Here is a 15554-nt window from a genome sequence, read left to right as displayed (position 1 = left end):
AGGTGAGCCGGTGTCACGCCCTTCCGGCCGGTTCCGGCCCAGAGGGTCAGGTCCAGGCGCGCGCGGTGCGTTCCGCCCAGTACTGCCCGGGCGGCTCCGCAAGCGCGGCCAGGGCGTCGTCGTCTGAGCGTGGCGGCCCGGCGTCGAGGTTCTCGCGCAACTGCGCTCCGGTGACGGCCCCGGTGAGCACGATGTCGGCCCACGGATGCGCGAGCGCCGCCCCGAGCGCGAACCCGGCGAGCGGCTGGCCGTCGGATGCAGCCAGTGCCGCCGCCGCGCGCTCGCCGCCGTGCACCTCACCCGCCGCACCCGCACCCCCCGCGCCCGCGTCGCCGCCATCCGCGCCGTCCGCGCCGTCCGCACCGCGCGCCGTCAGGCGCCCGTTCGCCAGCGCCTCCTTCACCACCACGAGCCACTTCGCGTCGTTCGCCCGGGCGAGGGCAGCCCCCGCGGACTGTTCCAGCAGGTTCCACGTGCACTGCACCGCGCTGAAGGGCGAATCCGGCATGGCGAGGGCGGCGTCGATCACCGCGGACTGGCTCGGTCCGCTCGTCGAGAACCCGACCCGCACCCCGGCCGCCGCGATCTCGCGCAGACGGTCGAGCAGTGCACTGTCCGCGAGGGCAGAGCTGTCGGGCGTGAGCGAGTGCACGAGGTACACGTCGGGCGACCCGCCGAGCGCGTCGAGCGTCTCTGGCCACTGTGCCTCGAGCATCCGGAGGCTGTGCTCCTTGCGTTCCTGCACGGCCGCGTCCATGCGCCAGCCGCCCACGTATTCGTAGCCCCACTTCGAGCCGATCGTGAGTTCGTCGCGGCGTTCCGGATGTTCGGCGAGCCAGGATCCGAGGAACTGTTCGGCGTGCCCGTACGACCGCGCGGCGTCGAAATAGCGGATGCCGAGCATCCACGCCCCCTCGAGCAGTCGGTGCGCGCGGCTGCGCATCACGTCGACCGACCTCTCGGTGCCGGCGCCCAGATCGTCTCCCCGCCCGACCGTGATGTACGCGGGGCGGCCGATGGCGGCGAGCCCGAGTCCGAGGCGGGAGGCGTTGTCGCTCATGCCTCCGACCCTACCCGCGCTGCCGCCTCTCGCTCCCACTGGGTGCATCCGGGCATCCGGGACCGAACTGTCGGGGAGATGTGCGAAAGCGCAACCCCCCGCTGCCCCCGCCGCCGCCCGCGTAGCGTCGAAGCATGACCGATGACCAGTACACGTTCCAGGATCCCTCGAAGATGTTCGCCGACATCACCCCGTCTGCGCAGTACCAGGAAGGCGCCGGGCTCGACTCCGAACTCGACGACCGTGCCGACCGCGGAGAGAAGACCTACCGCGGCAGCGGACGGCTCGCCGGTCGCAAGGCGCTCGTCACGGGAGGCGATTCGGGGATCGGCGCGGCTGTCGCGATCGCGTTCGCGCGCGAAGGCGCCGACGTCGCGATCTCGTTCCTGCCCGAGGAGCAGGAGGACGCCGACCGTATTCTCGCCCTGATCGACGAGGCCGGGCAGAAGGGCGCGGGTTTCGCGGGTGACATCACGAGCGCCGAGTTCAGCCGGAGCCTCGTCGCCGACGCCGTCGCCGCCCTCGGCGGGCTCGACATTTTGGTGAACAACGCTGGAAAGCAGCAGTTCGTCGAAGACCTGCTCGAACTCTCCGACGAGCAGTTCGACGAGACGTACAAGACGAACGTCTATGCGATGTTCTGGATCACGAAGGCCGCGCTCCCGCACCTCGCGCCGGGTTCCAGCATCATCAACACGTCGTCGATCCAGGCGTACTCGCCCTCGGAGACCCTCGTGGACTACGCCTCGACGAAGGCCGCGATCAACACGTTCTCGAAGGCGCTCTCGCAGCAGCTCGCGCCGAAGGGCATCCGCGTGAACGTCGTTGCGCCCGGCCCGATCTGGACTCCGCTGCAGACCGCGGGTGGCCAGCCCACCCAGGAGCTGCCGACGGTCGGCGAGCAGACGCCGCTCGGCCGCTGGGGCCAGCCGTCGGAGCTGGCGCCGGCCTATGTGTTCCTCGCGTCGGGCGAGTCGAGCTACGTCGTCGGAGAGACGCTGCACGTGAATGGCGGCATGCCGACGCCGTAGCCAGCTCCCCCCCCCTCCCATCGAGTGGGCAGTTTGGGCCCTGTATTCATGCTTTTTGGGGCCCGAACTGCCCTCTCGATCAGGGTGCGGCGCGGGCGAGCGGGGCGGGGCGAGCGGGGCGGACGGGCAAGGCGGGCTGCCCGCCGGGCGACTCCCATCGAGGGGGCAGTTTCGGCCCCATAGCCGCGTGTTTTGGGCCCGAATCGCCCACTCGATGGAGGTGCGGGGCGGGCGCCGTCAGGCGCGCGGCGGGTCGTAGACCGGGATGCCCGCCGCCACCGCGACCTCGCGGTACGCGGCCCCGAGCGACTCCGCCGTCTCGTGCGCATTCAGTCCGCTCGGGTTCGGCACGACCCAGAGCGGCACCCCGCCGAGCGGCTCTGGCTGGAGCCCCGGCGTCGCACGGGGGCGCCCGAAGGCGGCACGGTAGGCCGTGACACCGAGCATCGCGACCACGGTGGGTGCAATCATCCGCACCCGTCGTTCGAGATCGACGGCTCCGGCCACAAGAGCTTCGTGCGAGAGTTCGTCCGCCCGGGCGGATGCCGTAGCCACCAGGCTCGTGATGCCGATGCCACGCGCTTCGAGGTGGGTCCGGTCATCCGGCAGCAGTCCGTCGCTGGCGTCGATGCGGTGGTCGACGATTCCCGCGCGGAAGAGGGCCGGGTAGAACCGGTTGCTCCCTCCGCCGAAGGGCGCCTTTACGGCGACAGCCCGGAGCCCCGGGTTGATGCCGACGAACAGGAGGCGGACGCCTGGCCCGGCGAGGTCGGGGAGGGTGCCGCCGTGGAAGGCGGCCAGCTGGGCGCGGCTGAGCTTCATCCCTGCACGATACGCCGGTCAGTCGGCGCTCTGGGCCCAGTGGCTGTTGCCTGTGTGGTCGCCGTTCGCCGCATCGATCTGCGCCCACGTGTTGTAGCCGACCACCACCGACAGCACGATGCCGAGCGCTCCGAGAGCGGGGCGGATCTTCGTCAGGTACCTGTTCATCGTGTCCTCCTCGGTTTTGTCCCATCGTGGGTGCAGTCCCTATGAGCACTCAGTGAGAATGCTGGACGTGCGCTGGATGATCAGCCCGGGCATCCGGACGTATTCTGAACTCATGGCACGCGAACTCCTGCACGACACCGAGCGGCACCGATACTCGCTGCGCGTCGATGGCGCCCTCGTGAGCGCGGCGGACTACGTGCTGCGTGACAACACCATCTCGTTCAACCACACCTTCACCGACCCGAAGCTCCGCGGCAGGGGTTACGCGAACGAGGTCGTCACCTACGCCGTCGACGACGTGGAACAGAACACGACCTATCGCGTGGTGCCGATGTGCTGGTACGTCGGGCAGTGGTTCGACGGGCATCCGGAGCGCGCCGCCCTCCTCACGCGCTGACCCCCGCCACCCGCAGCGCCCCCGGGCGCTCCCCTCTTGTTTTGCGGAGGCGGGGGAGCGTTGTGGGTGTCCGTCAGGCGCTTTTGAGCCATTCGCGAAGGGCGTGACGAATGACTTCGCTTCGGCTCACGTGCTCAGCCGCGGCTCGTTGCTCGAGCGCCGACTCGAGCTCCGGGTCGAGCCGAATGGTTGTCACGTGAGCCACCGAGCTCCCCATGCGGGGTCGACCGCGGCGTTTCAGGTCTGTTGTGTCGTAGCCGATTTCGGCTTCATCTGCCCACTTCTGAAGCTGGGCGTCTGAGACCGGCTCGCCGTTGATCGAGTTGTCTGCCATGTTCCTCACCTTCAGTCCAGTAAATCGTAATAGGCCTTGCGCGCTTTCATCGAGTGGATGATGAGTTCGCGTTGGTTGTCGAATGTGAGGACAACCAGCTCAAGCAGCTGCCCGGTGGTGTCGAACCCCAGCCGGAGTTGCCTACTCGGATTGCCTTCTTCAAGGTCGATGGAGAAGAGACCGCCGGTTGCGGCTGCGATCGAGTCCGCCGGCTCAATTCCGTGTTTCAATGCTGAGTGGTGCACCTTCACCTGATTATCGTATTACGAAAAGCGTTGGCTGGTGAAGCTTTCCTTTGATGGCTGAGGAATCGGCACGCCGCCTCAGGCGTGCGGCACCGGCCGTTCACCGGGCGTCAAGGTGCCGGATGCCCGGAACCGGGATGCTCTGCGTGGGGAGAGCGACCGCGCGCCTCCCGAGGAAGTGAGAAGCATCGTGCCTGCCCGTTGGCGTTTCCCTGTCGGGATCGTTCTTGCCGCTGCCGTTCTGGCGTCGCCGTTCGTCGGACTCCAGACCGCGACCGCTGCCCCCGTCTCGAGCAGCGTGAAGATCAACGAGGTCGAGTCCAGCGGCGGCACGCCGGGCGACTGGGTGGAGCTTGCGAACACCGCCGCGACCCCCGTGGACCTGTCGGGCTACATCGTGAAGGACAACGACGACACGCACGTGTTCACGATCGCCGCGAACACCACAATTGCGGCGAACGGATTCCTCGCGCTCGATGTGGAGACCGCCTTCGGCCTGGGCGCATCCGACTCCGCCCGGCTCTTCGCGCCCGACGGCACGACCCTCGTCGACTCGTACACCTGGACGTCGCACGCAAACCCGACGTACGGCCGCTGCCCCGACGGCACCGGCACCTTCACCACGACCCTCGCCTCGACGAAGGGTGCCGCGAACAGCTGCACGCCGCCTGCCCCGACTGTGGCCACCTCCGTGAAGATCAACGAGGTCGAGTCCAGCGGCGGCACGCCGGGCGACTGGGCCGAGCTCGTGAACACCTCGGCGGTGGCTCTGGATGTCGCGGGCTACATCATCAAGGACAACGACGACACGCACGTCTTCACCATCCCCTCGGGCACGAGCATCGCCGCGAAGGGGTACCTCGCGCTCGACGTGGAGACCGCGTACGGTTTGGGCGCATCCGACTCGGCCCGGTTCTTCGCGCCGAACGGCACGACACTCATCGACTCCTACACCTGGACGGCTCACGCCAGCACGACCTACGGACGCTGCCCCGACGGCACCGGTGCGTTCCAGGCGACCACGACGTCGACCAAGGGCGCGGCCAACGACTGCGGCCCGGCCACGCCGACCACCCCCACCACGCCGACCGGCCCCACGGCCGAAGCGTGGCCGGGTGCGGCATCCATCGCCACCGCAGACCAGAACGGCGCAATCGGCGGCAACCTGAGCGGCCTCGCCTACGACCCGTCGGGCACCAGCGCCCGCGGAACCCTGTGGGCCGTGAAGAACGGTCCGAGCACGCTCTACAAGCTGAAGTACAACGGCAGCGCGTGGGTCTCCGACACCTCCGGCACGGGAGCCTTCGCGGCTGGCAAGTCGCTGCACTACGCCGACGGTACGGGCGATCCGGATGCCGAGGGTGTGACCTTCACCGGCGCGGGCCCCTCGGGCGGCGCCTTCGTGTCGACCGAGCGCAACAACAGCGTCAGCTCGGTCAGCCGCCCCTCGGTGCTGAAGTTCGACGCGACAGGCGCAGCGACCAGCGGCGCAACCAGCCTGAACGCCACTATGGAGTGGAATCTCACCGCCGACCTGCCGGCCGTGGCGCCCAACAGCGGTCTCGAGGCCATCTCGTGGATCTCCGACTCCTTCCTCACCTCGAAGGGCTTCGTCGACGAGAAGACCGGAGCCGCCTACAACCCCGCGACCTATGCCGATCACGGCAACGGGCTCTTCTTCGTCGGGCTCGAAGCGAACGGTGCGGTCTACGCCTACGCCCTCAACCAGGTGACCGGCGGGTACACCCGCGTCGCCACGATCGCCAGCGGCTTCACGGGCGTGATGGATCTCGAGTTCGAACAGGAGTCGAGCCGCTTCTGGGCAGTCTGCGACGACACCTGCAACGGGCAGTCGGCGATCCTCGAGATCGCACAGTCGGGCACGAACAAGGGTCACTTCGCGGTGACCCACGTCTATGACCGACCGACCGGCATGCCGAACTACAACAACGAGGGTTTCGCGCTCGCACCGCAGGCCGAGTGCGTGGCCGGACAGAAGCCGGTCTTCTGGTCGGACGACACGAACGACCAGGGCTCCGCGCTCCGAAGCGGCACGGTGAACTGCACCGTCATCCCCGACACGACGCCACCGGTGGTCTCGGCGGCGCTTGCGGGTCGCACGCTCACGCTGTCGGCGACGGACTCCGGATCGGGCGTCGCCACCATCGAGTACCAGCTCGACACAGCCACCGCGTGGTCCCTCTACAGCGCTCCGGTGGTGCTCGACGGCAGTGCCCACGCCGTGCGCTACCGGGCAACGGATGTCGCGGGGGTCGTCAGCTCGGTGCAGACGCTCTCGGCCTCCGCGACCGCCCCCGCGGGCATCCTCACCCTGCAACCGCAGGGCGTCGCTCGCACCATCGAGCCGAGCGGCACCGTCTCTGGCCTCGGCGCGCGGCTGGTCGATGCGAACCTCAATCCGGTGGTCGGTCTCAAGATCGCCTTCCGGATCACCGGCCCGGGCACGTTCGTGGGCGGGGCGACCTCGACCAGTGTCGTCACGAACTCGGCCGGAATCGCCCTGGCGCCGGTCGTCGTCGGAACAGCTCCCGGCTCGGTCGTGCTGACGGCCGCGCGCTCGGGGTCGACGACGATCGCGCTGCCGACGATCACCGTCGCTGCACCGGCCGCCGCCCTCACGGCAACGGTGGCGGCGTCGACGGCTGTCGTGGCGGGCAGGGTCTCGCTCACGGTGACGGCGACGAACACCTCGACGGTACCGGTCACAGTGCTGCTGAAGTCGACCTACGGAACGAAGACCTTCACGGCCGTCGCGCCCGGCGCCACTGTCACGCAGACCTTCAAGACATACGTGGCAGCGGTGGCGGCCGGGTCGGCCACCGTCGTGCTAACGGGTGATGCCGGCCAGCGCAGCCTCGCTGTGCCGTACGCGGCCGCCTCGGCGAACTGACGTCGTCACCGCGGCGGCACCGTCTCGCCATCGGAGCACCCGACACACCAGAAGAGAGAAATCATGCACAACGAGCCGTCGACCGACCCTGATGACCTCGCGAACGGATGGTCGCCCAGCCGTCGCGCGGTGATGCGCACGGCGGTCTGGAGCATGCCGGTCATCGCTCTCGCCGTCGGCGTGCCAGCGTTGGCCGCGTCGGGCGCTGCAGCGACGATCACTCCGCCTGACCCGATCGAGGCCGGTATCGGTGACTCGGTCCCGCTGGTCTTCACGGTCTCCGAGAACGGCGCACCCTTGGCGAGCGGAGTGCTGACGGTCACCCTGAATGACACCAGCGTGGTGTCGTTCGATCCGGATGGCGAAGGCTACTCGAGCCCCACGCTGGCGTCGTACACGATCACCGACGGCTACGCCTTCCCGCTGGTGATCGTCGCCGCGTACGGCACCGTCACGGGGTCGGCGACGGTCGGCGGAGTGACGATCTCGTTCGCCGTGCCGGTGTCGGCGGGCTGACCCGCCCCCCGCCCCGCCCACTCGATGGCCTCAGCGGGCGCCGGCGCTGGCCGAGCAGCACCCCGGCGACGACCAGCCCGGTGCCGATCGCCTGGCGAGGGCCGAAGGGCTCGGCGGCCAGCAGTGTGCCGAGCAGCACGCCGGTGACCGGGTTGAGCAGCCCCACCAGGCCGACGGTGCCGGCCGGCAGGTGGCGGAGCCCCGTGAACCACGCGACGAAGGCGAGCGCCGTGGCGACCACGGTGACGTAGCCGAAGGCGAGGGCCGCGGTGCCGTCGATCGCGGGGGGAGCCCCCTCGACGATAAGCGCGAAGGGCAGCACCATCAGCCCGCCGGCGATCAACTGCCAGGAAGTGATCGCCAGGGTCTTCTGTGCGACAGCCCATTTCTTCGTGAGCACGAAACCGAATGACGACAGCAGCATCGCTGCGAGGGACGCGAGCACTCCGGCGGGTTCGATGGACGCGGTGCCGCCGAGCAGCATCGTGCCGACCCCGATGAATCCGACCAGGGCGCCGAGCAGCGGGAAGAGGGTCGGCCGGTCCCGCAGCAGCGGCCACGCGACCAGCATGAGCACCGCCGCGGACGTCGCCATGATGGTGGACGCGATGCTCGACGGAAGGAGCTTGGACGCGAGGTAGACCAGCACGAAGAACGCGCCCACGTTGAGCGTGCCGAGTACGACAGACTTCCACCACCACGATCCGTGCGGACGGGATCGGGCCAGAGCGAGCAGCAGCACTCCGGCGGGCAGGGCACGAAGCACGGCGCCCCAGAGCGGATGATCGAGCGGCAGGAACTGGCGCGTCACATAGTAGTTCGAGCCCCACGCGATCGGCGCGATGGCGGTGATGAGCAACCACCGCCAGGCGACGGGGCGGGAGGTCATCCGAAGGCCGGTATCTTCCATGGAAGCGACTATAGCTTCCTCGGAAGTTATAGTCGAGTGTGCACAGGGATCGGGTTTCAGGCATCCAGGCGGAATGGCGGCGCGAGCGCCCCGACCTCGACGTGTCACCGCAGGGGGTGATCGGCCGGCTGCACCGGCTCGCCGCGCACCTCACGGCCGAGCTGACCGTCGTGTACGAGCGGCACGGCCTGGGGGAGGGCGAGTTCGACGTGCTCGCGGCCCTGCGGCGTGCGGGCGAGCCCTTCGAACGGGCGCCGGGTGAGCTCGCCGAACACACGATGGTGACGACCGGGGCGATGACGAAACGTGTCGATCGGCTCGTGGCCGCGGGCCTCGTGGTGCGCCGTGTGGCTGAGGGAGACGGGCGGCGGCGCGTGGTGGCACTCACCGCCCGCGGGCGTGCGGTGATCGACGAGGCGTTCACGGAGCACATGGCGAACGAGCGCCGGCTCGTCGACCTCGTTCCGGCGGCCGAGCGCCCCGCCCTCGAGGCGCTGCTCGCCGGCTGGCTCGCCGCCTTCGAGCGCCCCGGGCCCGACCGCGCCTGACCCGCCGCCCCCTCCCCGCCTCCCGCCCCCCACCTCCGGATCGAGTGGGCAGTTCAGGCCCTCACGATCCGATTCACGGGACCGAACTGCCCACTCGATGGCCTCAGGCGGTGCGCGACGACTCGAGCGCCGAGGCGACCGCGGCCTGCACGCGCGCGTCTTCCGCGGCGAGGCGCGAAGCCGCACGGCGGCGTCGGAGGCGCACCCCGAGCACGATCAGCGCGGCGAGCACGAGGATGATCAGCAGCAGCATCCACGGCACCGCCCAGCCCGACGCCGATGCAGTCACCGGGTCGAGGTCGGTCGTCGAACCTGACGCGTCGATCACCACAGGGACGATGCTCGCCGACGCGCCCAGCCAGAACGATGCGGGGACGCCCGGCACCGGCACCGACACGTTCCAGCTCTCGCCGGGGAGCAGCTGCGGGGGAGCATCCAGCGCACCGGCGGACGCACCGAACCAGCCGAACGGTCCCGCCACCGAGGCCGACTGCTGGGCCGAGAGAACCGCGTTGCCGGTGTTGTGCAGCGTGTAGCCGATCGTCGCGTCGCCGCCGGCGAACGGGTTGAGGCCGCCGTTCCAGTCGACGTGCATGTTCTCCACGGCGAGGGCTGGTGCCAGGTCGCCGCCCACGCGGAGGGTGATCTTGATGCCGAGCCGGCGGTCGACAGAGATGCCGTTCTCGGCGCCGGGCTGCGTCAGCGAGGTGACAATGCCTCCCGAGTAGTCGCCGGGAGTCGCGTTGGCGGGCACCGCGAGGGTGAAGGGGAACTCGGTGGTCTCGCCGGGCGCGACCGTGATGTGGTCGGTGCCGCCCGCGACCCAGGCGCCCACGCCGACGGACTCCGTTCCGGCCACGACGAGGTCGAACTGGCCGCTCTCGGTGGTGTATCCATCGGCGGCGTACACCTCGAGGTCGACGGCGGTGTCACCGTGGTTCGCCACCACCAGGGCATCGGCGACCGAGGCGCCCGGGGTGATCGCGTAGTTGTAGCCCGTGCGCTCTGCGCCGAACTGGTTGGATGCCGTGCGCACCGTCCACGTCACATCATCCCCCTCGGCGTGGGCGACCCCGGCGGGCATCCCGATGACACCGACGAGGGAGAGGATGGCGACCGCCACCGCGAACGCCACCGTGGAGAGGGGGAAGCGGGCTGATCTGTGCACGTTCATGATGTCCTTGAGGGGTTAAGAGCGAATGCCCGGCGGGGTGCGAGCCATCAGGCGCACACCCCGCCGGGGCCGTTCAGGTGCTGCTGCCTAGCTGCTGAGCGCGGTCAGCGTCAGGGTCGCGCGGTAGCTTCCCTTGTCGACGGAGCCCGGGATCTTCAGGTCGAGGTCGGCGCCGAGCGAGGCGGTTCCGCGGGCGTGGCCCTGGGTCGCCGAGCCGAGGCCGCGGGAGACCGAGAGGCCGTCGCCACCGTTGTAGCCGGACTGGATGGCGACTCCAGCGGTCGCACCCGCCCCGGCGGTGACGATCTTCGGCGTCCAGCCGAGGTTCTTGCCCGAGAAGGTGGCGGTGCCGTCGCGGAAGTCGCCGACCGATGCGGAGATCGACCACGGCGACTGCGTGTGACGGGTGTCGGAGACGACGATCGGGTTGATCGAGCCGGCGGCCTGGAAGTACTGGCCGTTCACCTCGGTCGCGGTGCCGAGGTCGACGAGGCGGTTGCCGCCGTCGATCGTCCAGCCGAATTCACCCGGGGCGGCGGTGGGAACCGTCACCTGGATGTCCTCGCCGCTGCCGTGGTTCGCGTGGATCGTGACCGAGTCGGTGACGGAACCCACGGGCTGTGCGGCAGTCGCGCCGCTGTTCGGGCCACACCACGCGACCTTGCCGAGCTCGACGGCAGCGTTCGGCGCGGCGCACGTGCCGGAGCGCACGTTCTGCACGACGAGCTGGTCGGACTGCACCTGCACCTTGACGTACGAGCGCACGTGCTCCTGGTTCTCAACGGAGTCGTACCAGTAGTTCGACGGATTCAGCGGATCGGCGCCGTTGCCGGCACCCGTGGTGCCGGAGGTGTCGGGAGCCGTGATGTCGTAGTACTTCGAGCCGGAGGAGCTGTTCGCCGTCACATAGATGACGCCGCCGGGGCCGGGGAACACATCGTTCGCGCCGGGCTGTTCCGCCGGGTTCGCCTTGATGCCGTTCTTGATCTCATAGCTGCGGGTGTAGACGTGGTCGTGTCCCTGCAGAACGAGGTCGACGCCGAGGTTGGAGAAGGTCGTCGGGAAGTCGACGCGGCGCACCTTGTTGTCGCTGTCCTTCGCGTGGTCGGCCGCGGAGTAGATCGAGTGGTGGTAGACGAGAACCGTGTACTTCGCCTCTGCGCCGTGCTGGGTGACCACGTCGGTGACGTAGCCGACGTGCGCGGCATTTCCGCCACCGCCCTGTGCGGTCGAGTAGCTGTTGCTGTTCAGGTCGATGAACAGAACGTCTTTGTAGATGTACCAGTAGTCGCCACCCGAGGTGTTCGACGCGGGGTTGCCGTTGGAGTAGTAGGCGGATGACCGGTCGGTGTTCGGGGTGGAGAGGTGCTGCTCGTAGGCCTTGCCGCCGACGTCGTGGTTTCCGATCGTCGCTGCGTAGGGAACCTGGCGCAGCTGGTCGGGCGCGAGGAACGAGTCCCACTGCGCCTCGGTGTTCGCGGTCTCGACCTGGTCGCCGCCCGAGACGAGCAGTTCCGCGTTCGGGTTGGCGGCGGTGGCGACGGCGAGCGTGTCGGCCCAGCCCGCGCCATCCTTCGCCACGTTGCCCGACGAACCGATCTGCGGGTCGCCGAGGAACAGGAAGTCGTAGTTGCCGTCGAAGCTCTGCGTCTTGAAGCTGTAGGCCGCGGACCAGTTGCCTTCCGAACCGACCCGGTACGAGTACGTCGTGTTCTCGCTGAGCCCTGTGATGGTGGCGTGGCGGTTGTAGCCGCCGCTGGTCGCGATGTTCGCCGCGCCGATGGCTGCGAACGTCTGGGCGCCCGCCGGGAATGCGCCCGCGACGATCGCCGAGGTCGGCGCGAGCTGCACCTGCTGGCTGGTGTCGGCCGAGGAGTACCAGGACACGATGCGCTGTGATTCGCTCGCACCGACTCCGAGGATGACCCCGGTGAGGTTCGCGGTCTCGGCCGCTGAAGCGGAGGGGGCAGCGAAGCCGCTGCCGACCGAGACGCAGCCCACGAGGGCTGCGGCGGTCAGGATCACGGCAGCGCGGTAGCGGGTGCGCCGCCGCCCTGCTGTGAATGCTGTGGGGGAGGACATGAGTCGTCCGTTCTCTTGGGGTTCCCGTGAGGGGAACAGGTTGACTGCCTCACGCTCTCGGCGCGGAGTGAACGGCGGTTGAACGGATGTCTCTGGGGTAGTTGATCGAGTGCGAATGTTCTGAGCCGATTCACACGAACGGCGCGGCTTTCTCACAGGTCCAGGAGGCGTTCGACGAACCAGATGAGCCCGAACACAGAAACCGCGACCGCAAGGGCCCCCGTTGCCCACAACCCGATCCGCGGCCGGCGGCGGCGCAGCAGTGCGAGCAGCGGGAACAGTGCGGCGATGATCGCGACCTGCACCGCCTCGATCCCGAGGTTGAAGACGAGCAGCGACCAGAGGAGGGTCCACGACCAGGGTTCGTCGATCCCGAGTGCCGACGCGAACCCGAGACCGTGCACCAGTCCGAACAGGAACACCACCCCGAGTCGCAGCCAGCCGGCCCGGTCGAGCCCGAGCGGCCCGCTCGACGAATCGAGCTCGTTCGCGGCATCCCCCCGCCGCCAGAGCCGCCAGAGGTACCACGAGGCCACGACGGCGATCGAGAGGGCGATGATCGGTTCGATGATGCGGGCCGAGACCGAGATCACGCCGGTGGCGGCGAGGATGAACGTGACGGAGTGCGCGAGTGTGAACGTCGTCGCGGCGAAGATGACCTCGCGGAACTTCCGCGATCCCGCGATGAGCGCCAGCAGGAAGAGGATGTGGTCGATGCCGGAGAGCAGGTGCTCGGCGCCGAGGTGGAAGAACTCCCAGAACCGCTCGCCGGTGCTCTGCTCGGTCGAGAAGGAGGGCTGGTTCGCGTCGAGCGCAGCGGTTCCCGAGCGTTCGTCGATGTCGTAGGTGAGGATCGTCTTCGTGCCGGTGACGTAGCCCTCCGAGTCCCCGAACAGGGTGCTCGTGACGATGTGCCCCTGGCTTGTCGGGGCGCACGCCTGGTCGAGGATGATCTTGGCGTAGGGAACGCCCTGCTGGAGTGTCTCCGTGATGTCGCCGGCGAGAGTCGGGGTGCAGGTCTCGCCTCCGGCCGTCACGGTGAGATGGCTGGCCAAGTAGGCGGCGAGGGATGCCTCGTGGTTCGCGAGCACGGCAGGTCGGGTCGTCTCGTCGCCATTCTCGAAGGCATCCGTGCCCGCCAGGAACAGGTCGTTGTCGTGCTCCGCGTCCGCGGCGGAGACCACCAGCAGGTCGTATTCCAGCTGGAGTTCGGTTCGGACAACACCCTGTTCTGCCGAGCTGACGTCGATGTAGGCGACGGAGGAGAAGCCGTGGGCCGATGCCGACGAGGCCGCACCGAACGCGGGTGCGAAAGCCAGTGCGACGAGCGGGAGCGCCAGAAGGGCGCGGTGGATCCGGGTGGACATGGTTCTCCTTGGGTCAGCTAGGGAGGCTGTCGTGAACCGGTGAACGGAGTGAGGACCGACGGCCAACGAACGGGGAACTCTGGGCCGGATGGCGCATCCACGTCACTGGAGTGACCGAGGATATGGAAGCACGCGACCACGCCCCCCGGCCCGCCCCGGCCGGGCCCGATCCGAGACGGATGCCCCTTTGCGATTCCGCGCCCGAATGCTCACTGTCCTCGTTCTCGCGAGCGGTGGTTCTGCGCTTCTCTCCGGCTGCGCCCCCGGCGACAGCTGGGCAGAGCCGCATCCCGCCCCGACCCTCGTGGGAGCTGTCGGGGCGGGGTTCCTGCCCGAATCCTCACCCAGCCCCGAGGCGACGGTGCAGCCGAAGGCGGGATCGTGGGACGACGTGCATCCGTCGAACGGTCTCCGGGTCGTGTTGGTCACCGCCGGCGGCGACGACCCCACCCGCACGCTCGTCTCGGCCGTCGAGTCCTGGGCGACGGCCGAGAACGTGGAACTCCGCACCGTCTCGGCCGGCGACGACCACGTCGGCGGAATCGTTCAGGCGTTGGAGATGAAGCCCGACCTGGTGGTGAGCGCCGGCAACGACCTCGTCGATGCTCTTGCGGTCGTGACGCCGAGCCACCTCGAACAGGACTTCCTGATTGTCGGGGCCGAGATCGCCGAGCCCACAGAGAACGTCACTGCCGTCGACTGGACCGGCGCGTCGTTCCGCGGTGTCGGGCTCGGAGCAGCCTCCGAGTACGACGCGGCGACCTTCACTCCGGAGCGCAGCGAGCGGGCCCTTCGCGCGGGTGTCGCCTCCGTGCTCCACGGCCAGACCGGCGTGGTGCTCTGGGTCGACTGAGCCCTGAATCAGTCGAGCTGGGCGCGGGCCGCATCCATCGCCTCGAGCACGGCGAGGGTGTGCGCGTGCGGCATCAGCGTCGATTCGGTCAGGCCCGCCGCGACCGCGCGCTCGAGTTCGAGTGCCTGGAACTGCATACCTCGGGAATCTTCCATGCCGCTGGCGGCATATGGCTCCCATGACTCGACGAGCCGGGTGGGCCGGGAGGCGTCGTGGCGCTGGAACGACGTCCACGCGAAGTACGGGGCGTCGAGATGGATCCAGCCCTCGTCGCCCATGATCGACGCATCGTTCGGGCCGGGGTGCTCCATCGAGAACGAGAGTGTGGCAACCGCGTCGGGGTAGCCGAGATGCACCTGCAGGCCGAGATCGACGCCCGCAGCATCCACCCGCCCCGTCGAGGCGATCGAGCGCGGCGTTCCCAGCACGTCGACCGCGAGCGCGAAGGCGTAGACCCCGAGGTCGAGCAGCGCTCCGCCGGCGAGCGCGGGGTCACCGTGCCGCCCGGTCGGGGAGAGGTCGAGCCGCTGGTGGTGCGCCGTCGTGATCGCGCGCACAGTGCCGATGTCACCCCGGGCGATGCGCTCCCGCACCGCGGTCATCGTGGGGGTGAACCGCGTCCAGAGCGCCTCCATCACGAACACGCCGGCCTCGCGGGCGGCAGCGAACACGCGGCGGGCGGATGCCGCGTCCACGGTGAACGCCTTCTCGACGAGCACGTGCTTGCCGGCCGCGATCGCCAGCAGCGCCTGCTCGGCGTGGAAGGCCTGCGGGGTCGCGATGTACACCACGTCGACGTTCGGATCCGCGCAGAGCGCCTCGTACGAGCCGTGTGCCCGGGCGATGTCGAAGCGGTCGGCGAAGGCCCTTGACCGCCCGGCGTCGCGTGCACCGACAGCGGCGAACCGGATGCCCGCCGCCGACGCATCCGCCACGAAGACGCTCGCGATCCTGCCCGCGCCGATCACTCCCCAGCCGAGTCCGGCCTGTCGCTCTGCACTCATGGTCCCCATCTCTAGCACGATGTGCCCCGGGTCGGGCGTGTGCTATCGTGCCTTTCAGGACATGTAACTGGTCACGCAGGCAGGATCCGAACGTCAGGCGAGAGTCGACGATCGGGTCCTTTTTTTGTGCCC

General features: G+C 69.1%; 16 protein-coding genes. 6 read left to right on the top strand and 10 right to left on the bottom strand.

The features are described 5' to 3' along the window. Positions 1 to 46: 46 nt before the first annotated feature. Positions 47 to 1060, bottom strand: a complete 1014-nt coding sequence (locus B7R21_RS16505; protein WP_116284354.1) for an aldo/keto reductase — start codon at positions 1058 to 1060, stop codon at positions 47 to 49. 134 nt (positions 1061 to 1194) lie between these two features. Here B7R21_RS16505 and B7R21_RS16500 point away from each other — a divergent pair, with 134 nt between their 5' ends. Beyond that, positions 1195 to 2091: a glucose 1-dehydrogenase gene (locus B7R21_RS16500; RefSeq protein WP_116284353.1), complete on the top strand. Its 897-nt coding sequence runs from the start codon at positions 1195 to 1197 to the stop codon at positions 2089 to 2091. A 237-nt stretch (positions 2092 to 2328) separates the two neighbouring features. Here the strand turns inward: B7R21_RS16500 and B7R21_RS16495 are convergent, their stop codons facing one another. Together B7R21_RS16495 and B7R21_RS20250 are read right to left on the bottom strand one after the other, a co-directional pair. Then, positions 2329 to 2913 (bottom strand): mismatch-specific DNA-glycosylase, encoded by a 585-nt coding sequence (locus B7R21_RS16495; RefSeq protein ID WP_116284352.1) that lies wholly within the window; start codon positions 2911 to 2913, stop codon positions 2329 to 2331. A gap of 18 nt (positions 2914 to 2931) precedes the next feature. Then, entirely contained in the window at positions 2932 to 3081 is a 150-nt protein-coding gene (locus B7R21_RS20250) for a hypothetical protein (protein ID WP_172592234.1), read from the bottom strand. Here B7R21_RS20250 and B7R21_RS21000 point away from each other — a divergent pair. Then, entirely contained in the window at positions 3032 to 3478 is a 447-nt protein-coding gene (locus B7R21_RS21000) for a GNAT family N-acetyltransferase (RefSeq protein ID WP_367379413.1), read from the top strand. The genes B7R21_RS20250 and B7R21_RS21000 overlap by 50 nt on opposite strands. 73 nt (positions 3479 to 3551) lie before the next feature. Here the strand turns inward: B7R21_RS21000 and B7R21_RS16485 are convergent, their stop codons facing one another. Both B7R21_RS16485 and B7R21_RS16480 read right to left on the bottom strand, forming a co-directional pair. Beyond that, positions 3552 to 3812, bottom strand: coding sequence for a CopG family transcriptional regulator (locus B7R21_RS16485; RefSeq protein WP_116284351.1), 261 nt, complete (start codon positions 3810 to 3812; stop codon positions 3552 to 3554). An 11-nt stretch (positions 3813 to 3823) separates the two neighbouring features. Next, positions 3824 to 4063: a toxin gene (locus tag B7R21_RS16480; RefSeq protein ID WP_116284350.1), complete on the bottom strand. Its 240-nt coding sequence runs from the start codon at positions 4061 to 4063 to the stop codon at positions 3824 to 3826. A gap of 184 nt (positions 4064 to 4247) precedes the next feature. On the opposite strand from B7R21_RS16480, the gene B7R21_RS16475 reads away from it, so the two are divergent. After that, positions 4248 to 6968: a lamin tail domain-containing protein gene (locus tag B7R21_RS16475; protein WP_147305932.1), complete on the top strand. Its 2721-nt coding sequence runs from the start codon at positions 4248 to 4250 to the stop codon at positions 6966 to 6968. A 63-nt stretch (positions 6969 to 7031) separates the two neighbouring features. Continuing rightward, entirely contained in the window at positions 7032 to 7484 is a 453-nt protein-coding gene (locus B7R21_RS16470; protein ID WP_116284348.1) for a hypothetical protein, read from the top strand. Here B7R21_RS16470 and B7R21_RS16465 read toward each other — a convergent pair. Continuing rightward, positions 7420 to 8394 carry a DMT family transporter gene (locus B7R21_RS16465; RefSeq protein WP_253259867.1) on the bottom strand — a complete coding sequence of 325 codons (975 nt, stop codon included), beginning with the start codon at positions 8392 to 8394 and terminating at the stop codon, positions 7420 to 7422. The two genes, B7R21_RS16470 and B7R21_RS16465, sit on opposite strands and share 65 nt — an antisense overlap. A 38-nt stretch (positions 8395 to 8432) precedes the next feature. Between B7R21_RS16465 and B7R21_RS16460 the strand changes: the two genes are divergently transcribed. Further along, positions 8433 to 8942, top strand: coding sequence for a MarR family winged helix-turn-helix transcriptional regulator (locus B7R21_RS16460; RefSeq protein WP_116284346.1), 510 nt, complete (start codon positions 8433 to 8435; stop codon positions 8940 to 8942). A 103-nt stretch (positions 8943 to 9045) separates the two neighbouring features. Here B7R21_RS16460 and B7R21_RS16455 read toward each other — a convergent pair whose 3' ends face one another. The 3 genes from B7R21_RS16455 to B7R21_RS16445 all read right to left on the bottom strand — a co-directional run bounded on the left by B7R21_RS16455 (position 9046) and on the right by B7R21_RS16445 (position 13565). Beyond that, positions 9046 to 10116, bottom strand: coding sequence for a WxL protein peptidoglycan domain-containing protein (locus B7R21_RS16455; RefSeq protein WP_116284345.1), 1071 nt, complete (start codon positions 10114 to 10116; stop codon positions 9046 to 9048). Positions 10117 to 10203: 87 nt separating this feature from the next. Continuing rightward, a complete protein-coding gene (locus B7R21_RS16450) occupies positions 10204 to 12198 on the bottom strand; it encodes a purple acid phosphatase family protein (protein ID WP_116284344.1) in 1995 nt (664 codons plus the stop codon). A gap of 152 nt (positions 12199 to 12350) precedes the next feature. Next, positions 12351 to 13565, bottom strand: a complete 1215-nt coding sequence (locus tag B7R21_RS16445) for a HupE/UreJ family protein (RefSeq protein ID WP_116284343.1) — start codon at positions 13563 to 13565, stop codon at positions 12351 to 12353. 205 nt (positions 13566 to 13770) lie between these two features. Here B7R21_RS16445 and B7R21_RS16440 point away from each other — a divergent pair, with 205 nt between their 5' ends. Continuing rightward, positions 13771 to 14418, top strand: coding sequence for a hypothetical protein (locus B7R21_RS16440; RefSeq protein WP_116284342.1), 648 nt, complete (start codon positions 13771 to 13773; stop codon positions 14416 to 14418). A gap of 8 nt (positions 14419 to 14426) precedes the next feature. On the opposite strand, the gene B7R21_RS16435 is transcribed toward B7R21_RS16440, so the two are convergent. Next, positions 14427 to 15422 (bottom strand): Gfo/Idh/MocA family protein, encoded by a 996-nt coding sequence (locus tag B7R21_RS16435; protein WP_172592233.1) that lies wholly within the window; start codon positions 15420 to 15422, stop codon positions 14427 to 14429. Positions 15423 to 15554 lie beyond the last annotated feature (132 nt).

Source organism: Subtercola boreus, assembly GCF_003399625.1.
In the GTDB taxonomy this organism is placed as follows: Bacteria; Actinomycetota; Actinomycetes; order Actinomycetales; family Microbacteriaceae; genus Subtercola; species Subtercola boreus_C.
This window is presented reverse-complemented; position numbering and strand designations above follow the sequence as displayed.